Raw genomic sequence first — 18,350 nt, 5'->3', positions numbered from 1 at the left:
GAGGTTGATTGAAAGGAGTTTTATTTTATGAAGGAAATTTCAAAAGCAGTAAGTGCAAAAGCAATAGCTGCAAAGAAGAAATTATCAAGTGATTTCTTCAAAAAAGGTATATCACTAGCTTTATTTTCAGGACTTACCTATGGAATGTATACAGCATTTTTAACTATGGGTATGACTAAGGGGGTTTGGGGTGACTGGTATGGCGCTAATACAGCAGGGTTATCAGCATTTGTAGTAGCATACTTACTTGCAGCGCTTGGTAATGCAATAAACGACACATGCAGTGCTGTTTGGGCGATTTTATATTCATTAGTTAAAGGCAAATTTGGAGATTTCGTAAGATGTATCAACACGGCTCCAGGGCGGATTATGATATTAGCAGCTCTTATTGGAGGACCTGTAGCTGGTACAGCTTATGTTATAGCTCTTCAAATGGCTGGCTCAATAGTTGTTCCAATATCAGCTCTTTGTCCTGCTATTGCTGCCATATTAGGTAAAATTTTATTTAAGCAGAAATTAGATAAACGTATGGCTTTTGGTATTGCGGTGTGCGTATTTGCTAGCTTCTTAATTGGTAGTACAAGCTTTACCGGTACTGCTTCAGCAAAAACTTTGATTGGCTTTTCAATAGCTATTATTGCAGCCCTTGCATGGGGATTTGAAGGTTGTGTAGCTGGATATGGTACTGCAATGATTGATTATGAAATTGGTATTTGTATTCGTCAAGTAACATCAGGTATAGCAAATCTATTCATTTTAGTCCCAGTTTTCTCAATTATGGCTGGTAAAGTTGGTCTTTCTGTTAATCTTGCAATGCAAGCATTTACAAGTGGTCCTGCAATGATTTGGTTTGCATTAAGTGGTCTTTTATCAGTTATTACATTTATGACATGGTATGCTGGAAACAGCATGTGTGGAGCAGGACTTGGTACTGCATGTAATGGTACATATTCATTCTTTGGACCATTATTCTGTCTATTACTTTTAGGAGTGTATGGAGGCATGGATGGATGGTCACTACCTTCAGTTGCTTGGATTGGAGCTGTAATAATGATGTTTGGTATTCTTACAATATCTATGAATCCACTTGATTTATTTAAGAGAAAAGATGATATGGGAGGTGCAATGGATGAAGCCGCTTAATTATGCTATTTTAAAATATTTTACTACAGTTAAGGAAGCTTCTGCTGATAATGTTATAGAAGCATTAAAGGGAGAATATGGAAGCTTTAAAGCTTTACAAAAGAAGGCTGTAATCAACGCTTTAATGACAGCAGAAGCAAATGGGCTTATTGAAGAAACAAGATTTGAGATGGATAAAAATGGTGAACTAGTTGTTTACTATCACGCTCATGAAGAGGGTGCCGCTACAATTAACAAATATATTAAAGATTAATTTGTAAGAATATATTGACTTTCCCCTAAAGGGTAAGAGCTATAATTAGCATACAGTAAGAAACAAAGTTACACGAAACAAACGCATATAGTATAGTTGTTTAATTAATTTAAACATATTTATTGCAAAACAGGAAGGAGGAAATATAAATGAGATACTATGGAAATGAGGCTTTAGGCCTTGTAGAAACAATAGGATTAATTCCTGCACTTGAGGCTGCAGATAAAATGCTTAAAGCAGCTAACGTTGAGCTGATTTCATATGAAAATGTTGGTTCAACTCTTGTAACTATAATGGTAAAAGGTGATGTAGGTGCAGTGAAATCTGCTGTAGAAGCAGGTGCAGAGGCAGCGGCGGCTGTAGGAACATTAACAGCACACAATGTTATGCCACGTCCTATTAGAGAAGTTGGAGATATTGTTTCAGTACACGATATTGATGCATAAATATAGAAAGGAAATGATACACGTATGGCAAAATATGAAGCTTTAGGATTAATTGAAACTTTTGGTCTAGTTTTTGTTTTAGAAGCAGCAGATGCTATGTGTAAAGCAGCGGATGTTGAACTTATAGGATATGCAAACGTTGCTTCAGGATATATATCTGTATTAGTTCAAGGTGATGTTGGGGCTTGCAAAACAGCGGTAGAAGCTGGTGTTGCAGCAGTTAAAGCAATGGAGGGTGGAAACCTTTATAGTTCGATAGTTATCCCAAGACCACACCAGGATCTTGGAAAAATAATAAAACGTTATTCCATTACAAACCTTGTAACAGAATAGAAATGTGAAATTTTTTCTAAAAAGGGAGAGAGAAAAATGAATATTATTGATAATGATTTACTCTCCATGCAAGAAGCGAGAATTCTTGTTGAAAATGCTCGTGAGGCACAAAAGAAATTAGCGACCTTCCCACAAGAAAAGCTTGATGAGATAGTGGAACGTATGGCTGAAGAGGTTGAAAAACATTCAAAGGAACTTGCCAAGATATCTAATGAAGAAACTGAATATGGAAAGTGGGAAGATAAATACATCAAAAACCGCTTTGTATGCAGATATCTGAAAAGTAGACTTAAGGGCATGAAATGTGTAGGTATCATTGATGAAGATAAGGTGGGAAACACAATGGATGTTGGAGTACCAATGGGTGTTGTTATAGCCTTTTGTCCATCCACAAGTCCTGTTTCTACAACTATATATAAGTCATTAATTGCAATTAAATCAGGAAACGCAATTATATTTTCACCTCATCAAAGAGCTAAAAATACAATTGGTAAAACAATTGATATTTTGATTAGAGCTGCGGAGGGAGTAGGACTTCCAGAAGGTGCTCTTGCATATTTACATACAGTAACTCCAAGCGGCTCATTAGAGCTTATGAATCATAGAGATGCTTCACTTATAATGAATACGGGAGTTCCAGAAATGCTTGATGCAGCTTATAAATCTGGCAAACCAGTAATTTATGGTGGTAATGGAAACGGTCCAGCCTTTATAGAGCGTACAGCAGATATAAAGAAAGCCGTTAAAGATATTATTGATAGCAAGAATTTTGATTATGGAGTTGTATCCAGCGCTGAACAATCAATTGTTGTTGATAGTTGTATTGCAGCTGAAGTAAAAGAAGAACTTCAAAAAAACGGTGCATACTTTATGACAGAAGAGGAAGCTGAAAAGTTGGCATCCATATTCTTAAATAAGGAAGGAAGTACAAACTTAGATATAATCGGCAAATCACCACAGTTCCTAGCTAAGAATGCTGGTTTTAGTGTCCCTGAAGATGCAAAGGTTCTCATCTCTAAACAAAAATTTGTTTCTCCAAAAAATCCTTATTCAAGGGAAAAGCTTTGTCCTGTATTGGCTTTTTATATAGAAGACGACTGGATGCATGCTTGTGAAAAATGTATAGAATTACTGCTTAGTGAGAGACAAGGGCATACACTTGTTATACATTCAAAGGATGAGGAAGTTATTCGTCAATTTGCACTAAAAAAACCTGTTGGAAGAGTGCTTGTTAATACTCCAGGAACTTTTGGAAGCATGGGAGCAACTACAAACTTATTTCCATCAATGACACTAGGAAGCGGTTCTGCAGGCGATGGAATGACTTCAGATAACGTTTCCCCTATGAACTTAATATACATACGTAAGATTGGATATGGAGTTCGTAGAGTAGATGAACTTATTAAAACAGTAGATATTGAGGAAGGAAAATTAAATTCAAAAGAAATGGATAACATTAAATTGTTAGAAAGTATTTTGAAGAAAGTTTTAAATGACTTGAAATAAAAATCATATTTAAAATATGAAATATCTTAAAGAATGTGAGGTAATAAATTGGATATTCGTGAATTTTCAAATAAATTTATGGAAGCTACTAAAAATATGTCTGATGAAGAACGTGCTGGTTTAATGAAGATGTTTTCGAGTGTTTCTAAAGAGATAACAAAAGAAGAACCAGCTTGCACAGCTGTTGCAGGTGACAGCAATGGTCAAATTCCAGAAGGAATAACAGAGCGTTTAGTTAAGTTAAAGGAAACTTACTTAAAGCATGTTCCAACTATAACAACTCATCGTGCAAGAGCTATTACTAAAATAGCTAAGGAAAACCCTGGTATTCCTAAATCTGTTTTACGTGGTAAGTGTTTTAAACACTGCTGTGAAACTGCACCATTAGTAATTCAAGACAATGAGCTTATTGTTGGAGCACCAAATGGACAACCTCGTGCAGGAGCGTTTTCTCCTGATATAGCTTGGAGATGGATGGAAGCTGAAATTGACACAATAGGAAACCGTCCACAAGACCCATTCTATATCTCAGAAGAAGATAAGAAAATTATGCGTGAGGAGCTATTCCCATATTGGCATGGTAAATCCGTTGATGAATACTGCGAGGATCAGTATCGTGAAGCTGGAGTATGGGAACTTTCAGGAGAGTCCTTTGTTTCAGATTGTTCATATCATGCAGTAAATGGTGGAGGAGACTCTAACCCAGGATATGACGTTATATTAATGAAAAAAGGTATGCTTGATATAAAGAGAGAAGCAGAAGAAAAATTAGCTAAGCTTAATTATGAAAACCCAGGAGATATAGATAAAATCTATTTTTATAAATCATTAATCGATACTGCTGAAGGCGTTATGATATATGCTAAACGTATGTCAAACTATGCAGCAGAACTTGCTGCAAAGGAAACTAACCCTAAACGTAAAGCAGAGTTACAAAAGATTTCTGAAGTAAATGCTAGAGTTCCAGCTCATAAGCCAAGTACTTATTGGGAAGCAATTCAAGCAGTTTGGACTATAGAATCCTTACTTGTAGTTGAAGAAAATCAAACAGGTATGTCTATAGGACGTGTTGACCAATACATGTATCCATTCTATAAAGCTGATATTGAAGCTGGACGTATGACTGATTTTGAAGCATTTGAACTATCAGGTTGTATGCTTATAAAAATGTCTGAAATGATGTGGATAACAAGTGAAGGTGGTTCTAAGTTCTTTGCAGGTTATCAGCCATTCGTTAATATGTGTTTAGGTGGTGTTACTAGAGAAGGACGTGATGCTACAAACGAATTAACTTATCTGTTAATGGATGCAGTTCGTCATGTTAAAATATATCAACCATCTTTAGCATGTCGTATACACAAAGGTTCACCACAGAAGTACCTTAAGAAAATAGTTGAAGTTATTCGTGCAGGTATGGGATTCCCAGCATGTCACTTTGACGATGTTCATATAAAAATGATGTTAGCTAAAGGTACTTCTATAGAAGATGCAAGGGATTACTGTTTAATGGGATGCGTTGAACCACAGAAGTCAGGAAGATTATATCAATGGACTTCTACAGGATATACTCAATGGCCTATATGTATAGAACTTGTTCTTAACCATGGTGTACCACTATGGTATGGTAAGCAAGTATGCCCAGACATGGGGGACTTAAGTAAATTTAAAACTTACGAACAGTTTGAAGCAGCTGTTAAAGAACAAATTAAATACATCACTAAATGGACAAGTGTTGCTACAGTAATTTCTCAACGTGTTCACAGAGATCTTGCACCAAAACCACTTATGTCTATGATGTATGAAGGCTGTATGGAGAATGCTAGAGGAGTAGAAGCTGGCGGAGCTATGTATAACTTCGGACCTGGAGTAGTATGGAGTGGTCTTGCTACTTATACAGATTCTATGGCAGCTATAAAGAAATTAGTATTTGAAGAGAAAAAATATACATTAGAAGAAATGAACGAAGCTTTAAAAGCTGATTTCGTTGGATATGAAAAACTGAGAAAAGATTGTTTAGAAGCACCTAAGTATGGTAATGATGATGATTACGCAGATTTAATTGCTGCTGATTTAATCAACTTTACTGAACAAGAGCACCGTAAATATAAGACATTATATTCAGTGCTTAGCCATGGTACTTTATCAATCTCAAATAATACTCCATTTGGACAGTTAACTGGAGCTGCAGCAAATGGACGTAAAGCATGGACTCCTTTATCAGATGGTATAAGTCCAACTCAAGGAGCAGATTATAAAGGACCTACTGCTATAATTAAATCTGTTTCTAAGATGAGCTGTGAAGATATGAATATAGGTATGGTTCATAACTTTAAGTTAATAGCTGGTCTTCTTGATACACCAGAAGGAGAACAAGGAATCATTACATTATTACGTAGTGCATGTGCACTTCAGCTCGGAGAAATGCAGTTTAACTATTTAGATAACAATACTTTACTTGAGGCACAAAAGCATCCAGAACAATATCGTGATTTAATAGTTCGTGTTGCTGGATATAGTGCATTCTTTGTTGAGTTATGTAAAGATGTTCAGGATGAAATCATCAGTAGAACTGTGCTTACGCACTTCTAAGCAGAGAACTCAAATCTTTGATTTGCAGTGAATCGCTTACTCATTCGACTAAAAGGAGAAGGAGTTTCATTTAAATATGTATTAAAAATCAAGATAAATAAAATTGGAGAATGAAGAGTATGAGTAATGGAACTTTAGGTATAATCGAACGAAAAGCGACGATTTTTAATATACAAAAATACAATATGTATGATGGAGATGGAGTAAGAACTCTAGTATTTTTTCAGGGCTGTCCTCTTAGATGTAAATGGTGTGCAAACCCTGAAGGAATGATTAAAAAGAATAGAGTTATGTTTAAAAGTGATTTATGTGTTGATTGCGGGGCGTGCGTTTCTGTCTGCCCTGCTTCCATACACACTATAGCTAATGGGACTTCAAAGCATGAGGTCAACCATGATATTGATTGTATTGGATGTGGTAAGTGTAAGAGTGCCTGCCTTAAATCTGCTATATCAATAGTTGGAGAAGTAAAAACCATCTCTGAACTTTTAGAAATCGTAGAAGAAGATAGAACTTTTTATGAAGTTTCTGGTGGTGGAGTTACATTAGGTGGCGGAGAAGTTTTAATGCAGCCTGAAGCTGCAAGCAGTCTATTAATGGTATGTAAGCAGGCAGGTATAAACACTGCAATTGAAACTTGTGGTTACGCAAAACTGGAATCAGTACTTAAGGTCGCAGAGTTCACAGATTTATTCCTATTTGACATTAAGCATATTGATTCTGATAAACATTTTCAGTTTACAGGCGTTAGAAACGAACAGATTTTGGAAAACCTTAAAGAATTACTTCGCCGTAAATATAATGTGAAAATTCGTATGCCATTACTTAAAGGCGTAAATGATCAAAAAGAGGATATTGAAAAAGCAATGGAACTTTTGAAGCCTTATAAAGATTACAGAAACTTTAAGGGAATTGATTTACTTCCATATCATAAAATGGGTGTAAATAAATATAAGCAATTGGGAATGGAATATCCTATAAAAGACGATCCAAGTTTGAGTGATGAGGATTTAAACAGAATAGAAAAATGGATTAAACAGTACGATTTATCTGCAAAAGTAATTCGTCACTAAATAATTTTCAAATAGATAATTAAGATGGAAGGTAAGATTTATGGGAGATTTTTCTGATAGGAATATACAGCGTATTATACAAGAATCAGTTCCAGGAAAGCAAATTACTATAGCTCATGTTATTGCATCGCCAATGCATGATATATATGAACGTCTTGGAATTGATGAAAGAGGGGCAATAGGTATTTTAACTCTTTCACCCTATGAAACTGCTATTATTGCAGCAGATATTGCCACAAAGGCTTCTAATGTTGAAATTGGATTCCTTGATCGTTTCACAGGCTCTGTTGTAATAAACGGTGATGTTCAAAGTGTGGAAACAGCACTTTGTGCAGTAAATGATACGCTTAAAAGTATGCTTGGATTTACTCCTGCTCCCATTACAAGAACATGAGAAGGAAGCGCATAATGGTAATTGGGCCTTCAAGGTGCGGTAAAACTACAGTAGTTAACGCATTAAATGATTATGATGGTCCATTAAGGCGAACACCAGATTTGATCTATGGTAAGAATACCATTGATGTTCCAGGCTCCTATATAGAAAATTCATGGATGTATAAACATATAATTGCAGCAGCTCAGGATGCATGTTATGTGCTTATATTGGTTGATCAATCTAATTGTACTGAAATATACTCCCATGGATTTGCAAAATCTTTTAGATGTCCGGTAATTGGAGTCATAACAAAATGTGATCTGATGCCTGAAAATGAAGAAAAGTGTTTGAGGCAGCTAAAGAATATAGGAGTAATTGAGCCATATTTTCATATTAGTTTCAAGGTGGGAACAGGAATTGATGCCTTAAAGAAGTATTTATTTGAAAAAGGTAAGGAGTAAAGGTCGATGATCAGATTTATTACTGAAGAGTATTTAAGAGATTTATACAGAAAAGAACCTTTTAATACCTACAAGTTACAACAGGGGCAGCGTGTTACACCTGGGGCAGCTCAATATTTATCTGATAAAAGAATAAAGATGATTACTGATAATTCGAAGGTGAAGGAAAGTAATAAGATAAAAGCTGTAAAACAGGTAGAAACCGTGAAGGAAGAGGAAAACAGTAATTCCAATGTGAATTTAAATCTCAATTTGAAAAAGAAGCTTTGTTGTAAATTGAAATTTACAGAGGCAACATTTCTTGTTACTAGCAGTGAAATATTAAGAGAAGATATTATTTTAGCACAAAATGTTATAAGTTTGGGTAGAAAAATATCAAATATAAGAAATGTTGTGGAAGGAAAAGGTACACTTGAACCTATTTACTGCAAAGAGTGTACAGGCATCAATTCATTAAATTTCACAACTGAGCTTGAGGATTGTTTTGAAATAACAGAATTCCATATGCAGCTTAATAAAAGCAGTGCAATATTAAAAATCCATGTACTTCGTTGTGCTTTAAGGGAATTACACTTTCAAATAATTGATACTTACAAAAATGATGATGACGATTTAAAAAATAGGATTATAAATACTATTAATTCAATAATTAATTCGCTGTCTCAATTGATTTGTTCAGCAGTAGGAGGGAAACAATGTCAGAGAAAAATCTAACTTTTGAATATTGTGATGAGATGGTTCAGAAGTTTGAAGAAGTTATAGAAAAACCAATTGTTAGCAACTCTTCTGTTTATTATACAGGTGTAGATCTAGGGACTGCATGCGTAGTGGTAGCAGTTTTAGATGAAAACTATGAACCTGTTGCAGGTGGATATAGATATGCAGATGTAGTTCGTGATGGCATGGTTGTTGACTATATTGGAGCAATAAAGATTGTTAGGGAACTTAAACAGGAAATTGAGGAAAAACTTAATACTGAGCTTCTTTATGCGGCTGCTGCAATTCCACCTGGAACTGACGCTTTAGACTCTGGAGCAATTAAAAATGTAGTCCAAGCTGCAGGATTTGAACTTACATCTCTTTTAGATGAGCCTACTGCTGCTAATGCTGTACTTAAAATTGAAAATGGTGCGGTTGTAGATGTTGGCGGAGGAACAACAGGAATATCAATTCTAAAGGATGGAAAGGTTGTTCATGTTGTTGATGAACCTACAGGTGGTACTCATTTTTCACTAGTTATTTCTGGTGCCTATGGAATGTCTTTTAAGGAGGCAGATAAGTTTAAAAGAGATAACAAGAATCATAAAGAAATTTTACCAGTGCTAAAGCCAGTAGTTGAAAAGGTAGCATCAATTATTAATTATAATATTCAAAATTATGATGTGAAGGAAATTTCTTTAGTAGGTGGTACTTGTTGCTTGACAGGAATCGAAGAAATTATTGAAAAACAAACAGGAGTTTATACTCATAAACCTAAGAATCCTATGTTTGTAACACCAATTGGTATAGCATTAAGCTGCACTCAAGATATTATTGAGTAATGAGGAGAGTGTTTAAAAGTGGATTTTAGAATCATAAAATCACCCTCCCAAAGCACTAAAGATATTTTAAGAAGACGAATGGGTGGAAACTGTAAAACAGACTTAGACAGTAGTGATGCAATAGGACTTATTCAAGGTAAACTTATTGATATGATTTATGCTGCAGATATTGCTGAGAAAGCTGTTGGGGTTACCGTTGAAGACATTAGAGGCACATGCCCTCAACATATGGTTTTACTTGGGATTTTTGGTGACACAGCATCAGTTGAATCTGCATTAGATGAGATTAAATTAAAAATGAAAGAGGTAAAAGCAATATGATAGCAGCAAGACTTATTGATAATGTATGGGCAACTAGAAAAGCAGAATCACTTAACGGACTTAAGTTTATGCTTGCAGAGGAAATTGGTGGAATAGATGAAGGAAGAAGATTTATTGTTGCAGATAACATCAGTGCAGGTATTGGTGACAGGGTTATAGTTAGTACCGGATCCTCTGCTCGCAGAATGTTAGGGAATGAAAATATTCCTGTAGATGCAGTTGTTATCGGAATAATTGATGAAGATTGCAATTTTGGATAAGTTCAGGATTCATAAGAACTAGCAATTCCTATGGATCACAGAGAACTGCAAGGGAGGTAAAAATGAATCTTCTTGAAATGGTAAGAGAAGCCGGCGTTATTGGTGCAGGCGGTGCGGGGTTCCCTACACATGCAAAGCTAACATCAAAGTCGGAATATATACTTCTTAATGGAGCTGAGTGTGAACCTTTGCTGCGGGTGGATCAGCAGTTGATGGAGTTATTTCCAGATGAAATAATTAAAGGATTTGAAGCAGCGGGAAGGTTAGTTGGAGCTAGGAAAGCTCTTATAGGTATTAAAGGGAAACACAAGAAAGTGATTTCAATTCTAAAAGAAAGGATTGAGGCACTGCAAGTAGGGGATTTTGTTGAAGTAAAAGAGCTTCCAGATATTTATCCGGCAGGTGATGAACAGGTTCTGGTTTATGAGCTTACAGGCAGAGTTGTTCCTGAAGCAGGTATTCCAATTCAGGTTGGATGTGTAGTAGTGAATTCAGAAACGGCATTAAACATTTACCATGGGTCCATGGGGAAGCCGGTTACAGAAAAATATATTACAATTGCAGGAGATATTCCTAGACCATTGACTGTAAAGGTACCAATAGGAACACCTATTGTAGATGTGCTAAAGCTTAGCAGTATAGAAAATTTTGATAACTATGCAGTTATTGATGGTGGTCCTATGATGGGACCTGTGATGAGTAGTACAGATGGGTATATTACAAAGAAAAACAAGGGATTTGTAATATTAAAGAAAAATCATTTTCTTATTCGTAAAAAATCTATGAATATAGAACGGGCAAGAAGAATAAATAAATCTTCCTGTGAGCAGTGTCGTATGTGTACAGATATGTGTCCTCGTTATCTCATTGGGCATAATATACAGCCTCACAAAATGATGAGAGCTTTAAATTATAAATTAGAAGATATTGAAGGACAGAAGAGTGCACAGCTATGTTGTCAATGTAATTTATGTGAATTATTTTCATGCCCAGCAGGACTTTATCCTAAATCTGCAAATCTTTATTTTAAAGGTAAATTGGCAGAAAAAAATATAAGGTATAAGTCAGTGAAGTCGGAGTTTACTGCTAGCAAAAATCGTGAATATCGGTTGGTTCCAAGTAAGCGCCTTATGGCTAGACTAGGGTTGCATGATTTTGACAAGCCCGCTCCTATGACAGAAGTTGAAATAAAACCTGAATTGGTGCACATTGCAACAAGACAGCATGTAGGAGCACCAGCAGTGACTGTTGTTTCTGTTGGAGATCATGTGGAGCTAGGCCAACTTATTGGCAGAATTCCTGAAGATAGTTTGGGGGCTACCATTCATGCAAGTATTTCAGGAACAGTGGTGGAAAGTGGAAATGATTTCATTGCGATAAGGAGGGACTGATATGTCAAAAGCAATAGGAATGATTGAATTTACAAGTATTGCACGTGGTATATATGCAGCAGATCAAATGGTAAAAACTGCTGATGTGGAAATAGTAACAGCTAGTTCTGTTTGTCCGGGCAAATATATTGCTATCGTTCAAGGTGATATTGCAGCAGTTCAGGATTCAGTCAGTGTTGGTGAAAGGTTGGCAGAAGAATTTTTGGTTGATTCTATTATTATACCAAATGTCAGCCCTGAAGTATTCCCAGCAATAACAGGTGCAACAATGCCAGATAAAATTCAGGCTTTAGGAATTATAGAGTTTTTCTCCTTAGCAACGATGGTTATTGCTGCTGATGCAATTCTGAAAGCTGCTGAATTACAGCCTTTAGAACTTCGCTTAGGAACAGGACTGGGCGGTAAGTCATTCTTCACTTTTACTGGAGATGTGGCTGCAGTTCAAACTGGTGTTGAAGCAGGAAAGGCTATTGCGGAACAAAAAGGTCTACTGGTAAATGCTGAAGTTATACCTTCGGTGTCCGACAGACTTCTGGCATCTTTGTTCTAATGTATTAAGAACTCTTATATATGAAAGTATATTTGAAAGGAAGTGATAAAGTGAAAAAATTAATATGTGCAAAAGATGTTGAAGCATTAATACTAAATGGGGAAAAGGTATTTTATATAGATGGTAGTGAAATAATTACACCATCAGCTCAAGATCTTGCTAAAAACAATGGAATAGTATTTACTACAAAAGCTCCTGAAGTTAAAGTACAGCAGCCAGAAGCTAAAAAATCACTACCAGAAGCCAAAAGGCCACTAAATGTAGAGGACATGGATTGCGATCAGCTGCTTAACCTCTTTAGAGCAATGATGGACAAAGGTCTTTTACAGCAAATGATTGAATGCTTAAATGCAAAAAAGCTTCCGTACGAAGCTGACACTGATGCTAGTGGACTTAAGGTTGTTAGAGGAAGTTCAGTAAAGATGGATGTATTTGATACTGGTAATCCAGATAACAAAGTTTATTACCAAGAGCTGGTAAGTAAAGAAGAATCAAAGATGAGTGCTGGATTTTTAGTTATCGAAAATTCAAAATTTGATTGGGAGTTAACTTACGAAGAGATTGATTATGTTATTGAGGGAACTTTAACAGTTGAGATCAATGGAAAGACATATACAGCTCATGCTGGCGATGTGCTGTTTGTACCATCAGGTACTAAGGTTGTTTGGGGTTCACCAGACAAGGCTAGGGTATTCTATACAACATATCCAGCAAATTGGGCGGATCTTTTATCCGATGACTAACCGCTCTAATACTCACACTTTTTCAAGAGGGAGCAAAGAGCGGCTACGTCCCTGGATTCGTCCGACTAAGAATCAGATGAGGGTTAAATGCCTAAATGGCATTTAACGGGCAATGCCCCGGAGTCGAAGACAAACCTCACCTGATTCAAGTCTTAACTTCATAGAAGACTAGGAGGATAAACCTATGCAAGCGCTTGGTCTAATAGAAACAAAGGGATTACTTGCAGCTATTGAGGCAGCTGATGCAATGGTGAAATCAGCAAATGTAAGGATTGTTGAAAAAACTTATGTAGGTGGTGGCCTTGTTACAATTTTAATTACAGGTGATGTTGGTGCAGTAAAAGCATCTATAGAAGCTGGAGCAGCAGCTGTTGAAAAACTTGATGAAGAATTTTTGGTTTCACAGCATTTAATTCCACGTCCTCATGAGGAATTGAAAAGCATAATTGGGCCTAATAATCCTAAAGAGAATTTAGGGCCTAATGAAGAGGCAGAGAATGAAGACAACTTTGATGATGTAGATGATATAGAAAAAACACAAATTGTAGAAGCAGAAGTTGTGGAAGAAATTGCAGAAGAAGCAAAAGCTGTAGAAAAAGCTGAAGAGAAGGTTGAAAAAAATCAAGATGCTTTAGATTCAGGTAAAATACACAAGGTGAACTTAGAAAATCTGTGCAAAGATGATGTAGATAAGTTAGTAAGTCAAAATGGTATAGAGAAAGCTATTTCTATGTTATCTAAGTTAAAGGTTATTAAACTTAGAAATCTAGCTCGTGAGTATAAAGATTTTGTAATCAAAGGTAGAGCAATTTCAAAGGCAGATAAAAATTTATTAATTACTAAATTTAAGCTATATTATGAGAAAAAATAGCTATTGTTAAGGCTAAGAAGGGAAGTATGAAACAATGGAAAATTTTGATAAAGATTTACGCTCAATACAAGAAGCTAGAAATCTTGCCAGACTTGGAAAAGTGGCAGCGGATAAAATTGCTGATTACACTGAAGAGCAAATCGATAAAATTTTACGCAATATGGTTAAGGTTGCAGAAGAACATGCTGTTTGTTTAGCAGAAATGGCAGTTGAAGAAACTGGTTTTGGGAAAGCTGAAGATAAAGCCTTTAAAAACCATTTAGCAGCTACTATACTATATAATTCAATAAAAGATATGAAGACTATAGGTGTAATTAAAGAAGATCCTATCAATAAGCTTATAGAGATTGCTGAGCCAGTTGGTTTAGTTATGGGGATAGTACCTTCAACAAATCCAACATCTACAGCTATTTTCAAAGCTATGATCTCAATTAAATCCCGTAATGCCATAGTGTTCGCACCACATCCATCTGCTGCAAAATGTACAACTAAGGCAGTTCAATTAATGCATGATGCTGCTGTTGCAGCTGGTGCTCCAGAGAACATTATAAGTGCAGTAAGTATTCCAACAATTGGAGCTACAAATGAATTAATGAAGTGCAGGGAAGTTGCTATAATAATAGCTACAGGTGGTCCAGGAATGGTTAAAGCTGCTTATAGCTCAGGAAAACCAGCTCTTGGTGTTGGTGCAGGAAACTCTCCAGCATACATCGAAAGAACTGCTGATATAGAAAAAGCTGTTAGAAACATTATGGCAAGTAAGACTTTCGACAACGGTACAATCTGTGCTTCAGAGCAATCAATAATCTGTGAAGAATGCAATCATGATAGAGTTGTTGAAGAGTTCAAAAAACAAGGTGGATATTTTATGACAGCAGAAGAAACTGATAAAGTTTGTAGGCTGTTATTCAAGAATGGACATGCTATGAATGCTAAGTTTGTCGGAAGAAGTCCACAAATTATTGCTAGTGCTGCAGGAATTACAATTCCAGAAGGAACAAAAGTACTTATAGGAAGACAAGATGGAGTAGGAGAAGGTAACCCATTATCCTTTGAAAAACTTACAACAGTTCTTGGATTCTATACAGTAAAAGACTGGCATGAAGCATGTGAATTAAGTATTGAATTACTTCAAAATGGAATTGGTCATACAATGAGCATTCATACTGAAGATAGAGATATAGTTATGAAGTTTGCTAAAAAGCCAGCTTCACGTATTCTTGTTAATACTGGTGGAACTCAAGGTGGAACAGGTGCGAGCACAGGACTTAATCCTTCATTTACTTTAGGATGCGGTACATGGGGAGGAAGTTCAGTATCTGAGAATGTTACTCCAGAGCATCTTGTAAACATTAAGAGAGTTGCTTATGGTATAAAAGATTGTTCGACATTAGCAGATGCTGATCCAACTTTCAACTGTGTAAAAACTACTGAAAGCTGTAATCAAATTGAAAACACATTTATGAACATGAGTCCAGCTCAAATTGCAGCAGCTGCAGCAGCTTTAAACAAAGTAAGTGAATCCGCTGCAACTGATAACACTTGTACTAGCAATGAAGCTACAAAAAATGAAGGCACAAAAAACGAAGGACTTTTAGACTTAGTTAACCAAATAGTTGCTGCTATTAAGGGGGCAAACTAATGGATAACTTCGAATCAGTATTAAAACTTTTGATGGAAACAGTTAAAGCTAATGAAAAAAAAACTGTAGGTGAAGGAAGTTTATCTGAGATTCCAGTAGGTATTTCTAATAGACATGTGCATCTTTCACAAAAGGATTTAGAATGTTTATTTGGTAAAGAGTATCAACTTGTGAAACTTAAAGATTTATCTCAACCTGGACAATATGCCTGTAAGGAAGTTGTAACAGTTTGTGGATCCAAGGGTGCCATTGAGAAAGTTAGAATTCTTGGACCTGTAAGAAGTAAGACTCAAGTTGAAGTATTAGCCGGAGACTGCGTCAAACTTGGAGCAGCGCCACATGTAAGACTATCAGGCGATTTAAGCAGAACACCTGGAATTACATTAGTTGGACCAAAGGGTTCTGTTCAAATTGAAGAAGGATTAGTAGTTGCTAAAAGACACATTCATATGACACCTGAAGATGCTAAAAATTTAGGAGTTTGTGATGGAGATGTAGTATCTATAAAATTTGATGACTTAAGAGGTGGAGTATACAGCAATGTAGCTATTAGAGCTAACGATGCTTCAAGTCTTGAATGTCATCTTGATATTGAAGAAGCCAATGCAATGGGAATTAGCGGAAGCTCAAAAATAACAATAGCAAAATAAAGAAACTAATAAAAATAAAAGTTTATAATTAAAAATTAAAATATAAAAATAAAAAATATTTAGGAGGATTTTAAAATGAAATATGATGCATTAGGAATGATAGAAACTAAAGGATTAGTAGGAGCAATAGAAGCAGCAGATGCTATGGTTAAGGCTGCAAATGTATATTTAATAGGTAAAGAATATGTTGGAGGCGGAATTGTAACTGTTATGGTTAGAGGTGATGTTGGAGCTGTTAAAGCTGCTACAGATGCTGGTGCTGCTGCTGCACAACGTGTTGGAGAATTAATGTCAGTTCACGTTATCCCACGTCCACATTCTGAAGTTGAAGTAATTCTTCCAACAACTAATAAAGAAGCTGCAAAATAAGATTTTAACCTGACTAACTTGGCGTAAGTCTCCAACTTTATATGAAACTCATCTTCCTAACGTCAGAGGAGTACTCACAGAGTAAGCGACCATCACCAAATCATAGATTTGGGATGTCTGCTTGACCCATTCACACAAAATCATAGATTTTGGTTCTCTGCTTAAGTGGGAGTTCAACGCCAAGTAAGCCATGCATTCGCAGCTCTAAAATTCAGATGGAGTAAAAGAATCCCCATCTGAATTAAGATCTTGCTTCAATTAAAGTGTACAATATTAAAAGAGGCTGTCTCATAATAGCAAGGGACAGCTTCTTCCTATTTGAAACAAAAAAGCTTTTTATAAAAAGGTAGGAAACTTAAGTAATAACAAAGGAGAGGTGTGTATATATGATAGAAGAATTTGAAAAGTATTTGTTATACAAGGAGCGTAAAAGTTTGAGTACAATTAAGACATATTCAAGATGTATTGAACAATTTATAAATTGGTACTATAGCAGTAAAAATGAAAATATTTACCAATTGGATAAGGAGACTAGTAAAGAGTACAAAGACTATTTATTGTTGGTAGAGAAGAAAAACACGCAGACTATAAACGTTAAACTTTGTGCACTGGCTATGCTTAGTAGGTTTTTCTATTACAAAAATCCTCCTAAGAACTATATTGTAAGAAAAAAATATAAAAGGGTTAATTAAAAAGGCCAGGGATTAATCACCTTGCTTTTTATGTAGATATAGCTAAGTTTTTTCTTTTTTGTGGTATTTATTATTTATGGTTATAGCATAGTAACTAAAGTTAATATATTCGATGGGTATTGTGCTACTGTTGTTCATTTAGGTTATTCATTACATTATTCATGTCAAAGCTCAAAACGTTATTAATTCGATTTTATTTTTTCGTTAATATACTCATTAATAATATTTTCATGATTAACGTCAATATCAACAAACTTTAGCGCAGTTTTAAAGTTTCTGTTCCCTTCATTGGCTTCCGATCTAACAACAGAGCATACAGAAACGATATTTTCTTTGATTTTAAAAGAAAGAAAAAGTAACTTTCCTTTTTGAATTTTTTCATAGGTTATAAGGGCTATGCCCCCTCTACTAATATCAATGGTAAACGTCTTTTTTTTCATTCGTTGATATCCTTGAGTAACTTTCGTTAGCTCACCTATATTATCTGGTAAGAAGCAGTATTCAATATCTAATATTGCTGGTATCCTTGGCGATTTCCTTCTATCTATCCTATTAATAACTTTTGGTTGTTCTAAAATTAGCAACTGAGAATAATCATCTGTCCTATACCCAATAACTGTGGAGTTGCACCAATAGGCTTCTTCTTCAAAAACGATAAAAAAGTTTGCAATTTCATTTGCATTAAAAATTTTAACGTAGTCTTGTGCACTAGAAATCATTACTCCGAGGAACTTATCCTCTATTTTTATAATTTTGCCTACAAAAAACATTTTATCATTCATAAATTGAATTTGTTTATTTACTTTTAAATCGATAATCTTAAAGTTTTCCATATTACCCTTACACCTCAATATTAGTAGATGACCTTATTTTTTACATTACCTACCAGATATATAGAAAATAAATCATTATTACTAACAATATCATAGAAGTGTTAAAAAAGTATTAAAAAAGTGTTATCTCAAAAGGAAAAGATTATTTCTGTTCTGCTGATATATCTAAGTTTTTTCTGTTTTAAAGTCTTCTTTATTTTATAATAATCAGTGGAAACTGTAAGTAACAGTTTCCCTTCGTCCCATATTACCTTCGCGTTAACTCTTCCAAATTCCACTATAGGAATATAAATGAAAATTTTAATAA

At 35.3% G+C, this 18,350-nt stretch carries 22 protein-coding genes; 21 read left to right on the top strand and 1 reads right to left on the bottom strand.

The genetic code is table 11. The features are described from left to right. Positions 1-27 precede the first annotated feature (27 nt). From CLMAG_RS18135 to CLMAG_RS18035, 21 genes are all read left to right on the top strand, one after another. A complete protein-coding gene (locus CLMAG_RS18135) occupies positions 28-1,143 on the top strand; it encodes a hypothetical protein (protein ID WP_066625872.1) in 1,116 nt (371 codons plus the stop codon). After that, on the top strand, positions 1,130-1,396 hold the full coding sequence (locus tag CLMAG_RS18130) for a hypothetical protein (protein WP_066625871.1): 267 nt from the start codon (positions 1,130-1,132) through the stop codon (positions 1,394-1,396). Before CLMAG_RS18135 ends, CLMAG_RS18130 begins: the two co-directional genes overlap by 14 nt. Before the next feature lie 149 nt (positions 1,397-1,545). Continuing rightward, on the top strand, positions 1,546-1,842 hold the full coding sequence (locus CLMAG_RS18125; RefSeq protein ID WP_066625854.1) for a BMC domain-containing protein: 297 nt from the start codon (positions 1,546-1,548) through the stop codon (positions 1,840-1,842). Positions 1,843-1,866: 24 nt separating this feature from the next. Then, complete coding sequence (locus CLMAG_RS18120; protein WP_066625851.1) at positions 1,867-2,175, top strand: BMC domain-containing protein; 309 nt, start codon at positions 1,867-1,869, stop codon at positions 2,173-2,175. Positions 2,176-2,211: 36 nt separating this feature from the next. Continuing rightward, positions 2,212-3,681 carry an aldehyde dehydrogenase family protein gene (locus CLMAG_RS18115; RefSeq protein WP_066625849.1) on the top strand — a complete coding sequence of 490 codons (1,470 nt, stop codon included), beginning with the start codon at positions 2,212-2,214 and terminating at the stop codon, positions 3,679-3,681. Between the two features lie 48 nt (positions 3,682-3,729). Further along, complete coding sequence (gene cutC, locus CLMAG_RS18110) at positions 3,730-6,270, top strand: choline trimethylamine-lyase (protein ID WP_066625847.1); 2,541 nt, start codon at positions 3,730-3,732, stop codon at positions 6,268-6,270. A gap of 119 nt (positions 6,271-6,389) precedes the next feature. After that, the gene (cutD, locus tag CLMAG_RS18105) at positions 6,390-7,343 is read left to right on the top strand and encodes a choline TMA-lyase-activating enzyme (protein ID WP_066625841.1); all 954 of its coding nucleotides are present in this window, start codon (positions 6,390-6,392) and stop codon (positions 7,341-7,343) included. A 40-nt stretch (positions 7,344-7,383) separates the two neighbouring features. After that, complete coding sequence (locus tag CLMAG_RS18100; protein WP_066625839.1) at positions 7,384-7,737, top strand: BMC domain-containing protein; 354 nt, start codon at positions 7,384-7,386, stop codon at positions 7,735-7,737. Then, a complete protein-coding gene (locus tag CLMAG_RS18095; protein WP_066625836.1) occupies positions 7,734-8,180 on the top strand; it encodes a EutP/PduV family microcompartment system protein in 447 nt (148 codons plus the stop codon). The genes CLMAG_RS18100 and CLMAG_RS18095 overlap by 4 nt, the downstream gene beginning before the upstream one ends. A gap of 6 nt (positions 8,181-8,186) precedes the next feature. After that, a complete protein-coding gene (locus CLMAG_RS18090) occupies positions 8,187-8,894 on the top strand; it encodes a cobalamin adenosyltransferase (protein ID WP_066625834.1) in 708 nt (235 codons plus the stop codon). After that, complete coding sequence (eutJ, locus tag CLMAG_RS18085) at positions 8,876-9,721, top strand: ethanolamine utilization protein EutJ (RefSeq protein ID WP_066625831.1); 846 nt, start codon at positions 8,876-8,878, stop codon at positions 9,719-9,721. The genes CLMAG_RS18090 and eutJ overlap by 19 nt, the downstream gene beginning before the upstream one ends. Positions 9,722-9,739: 18 nt before the next feature. Further along, positions 9,740-10,042 (top strand): BMC domain-containing protein, encoded by a 303-nt coding sequence (locus tag CLMAG_RS18080; protein WP_066625828.1) that lies wholly within the window; start codon positions 9,740-9,742, stop codon positions 10,040-10,042. Further along, positions 10,039-10,302 (top strand): EutN/CcmL family microcompartment protein, encoded by a 264-nt coding sequence (locus CLMAG_RS18075; RefSeq protein WP_066625822.1) that lies wholly within the window; start codon positions 10,039-10,041, stop codon positions 10,300-10,302. Before CLMAG_RS18080 ends, CLMAG_RS18075 begins: the two co-directional genes overlap by 4 nt. Before the next feature lie 62 nt (positions 10,303-10,364). Continuing rightward, a complete protein-coding gene (locus CLMAG_RS18070) occupies positions 10,365-11,693 on the top strand; it encodes a 4Fe-4S dicluster domain-containing protein (protein WP_066625819.1) in 1,329 nt (442 codons plus the stop codon). 1 nt (position 11,694) lies between these two features. Continuing rightward, positions 11,695-12,243, top strand: coding sequence for a BMC domain-containing protein (locus CLMAG_RS18065; RefSeq protein ID WP_066625804.1), 549 nt, complete (start codon positions 11,695-11,697; stop codon positions 12,241-12,243). A 50-nt stretch (positions 12,244-12,293) separates the two neighbouring features. Next, positions 12,294-12,986, top strand: coding sequence for a cupin domain-containing protein (locus CLMAG_RS18060; RefSeq protein ID WP_066625802.1), 693 nt, complete (start codon positions 12,294-12,296; stop codon positions 12,984-12,986). A 184-nt stretch (positions 12,987-13,170) separates the two neighbouring features. Beyond that, positions 13,171-13,857 (top strand): BMC domain-containing protein, encoded by a 687-nt coding sequence (locus tag CLMAG_RS18055; RefSeq protein ID WP_066625800.1) that lies wholly within the window; start codon positions 13,171-13,173, stop codon positions 13,855-13,857. A gap of 34 nt (positions 13,858-13,891) precedes the next feature. Beyond that, positions 13,892-15,499: an acetaldehyde dehydrogenase (acetylating) gene (locus CLMAG_RS18050; protein WP_066625799.1), complete on the top strand. Its 1,608-nt coding sequence runs from the start codon at positions 13,892-13,894 to the stop codon at positions 15,497-15,499. Then, positions 15,499-16,149, top strand: a complete 651-nt coding sequence (locus CLMAG_RS18045; RefSeq protein ID WP_066625798.1) for a phosphate propanoyltransferase — start codon at positions 15,499-15,501, stop codon at positions 16,147-16,149. The genes CLMAG_RS18050 and CLMAG_RS18045 overlap by 1 nt, the downstream gene beginning before the upstream one ends. Before the next feature lie 75 nt (positions 16,150-16,224). After that, positions 16,225-16,518 carry an ethanolamine utilization microcompartment protein EutM gene (eutM, locus tag CLMAG_RS18040; RefSeq protein ID WP_066625796.1) on the top strand — a complete coding sequence of 98 codons (294 nt, stop codon included), beginning with the start codon at positions 16,225-16,227 and terminating at the stop codon, positions 16,516-16,518. Between the two features lie 386 nt (positions 16,519-16,904). Next, complete coding sequence (locus CLMAG_RS18035; protein ID WP_066625788.1) at positions 16,905-17,210, top strand: phage integrase N-terminal SAM-like domain-containing protein; 306 nt, start codon at positions 16,905-16,907, stop codon at positions 17,208-17,210. Positions 17,211-17,392: 182 nt separating this feature from the next. Here the strand turns inward: CLMAG_RS18035 and CLMAG_RS18030 are convergent, their stop codons facing one another. Continuing rightward, complete coding sequence (locus CLMAG_RS18030) at positions 17,393-18,043, bottom strand: flagellar brake protein (protein WP_066625781.1); 651 nt, start codon at positions 18,041-18,043, stop codon at positions 17,393-17,395. Positions 18,044-18,350 lie beyond the last annotated feature (307 nt).

It is taken from the genome of Clostridium magnum DSM 2767 (assembly GCF_001623875.1).
GTDB lineage: Bacteria > Bacillota > Clostridia > Clostridiales > Clostridiaceae > Clostridium_AM > Clostridium_AM magnum.
Note: the sequence above shows the minus strand (reverse complement) of the source record. Positions and strands in the feature narration are given on the sequence as shown.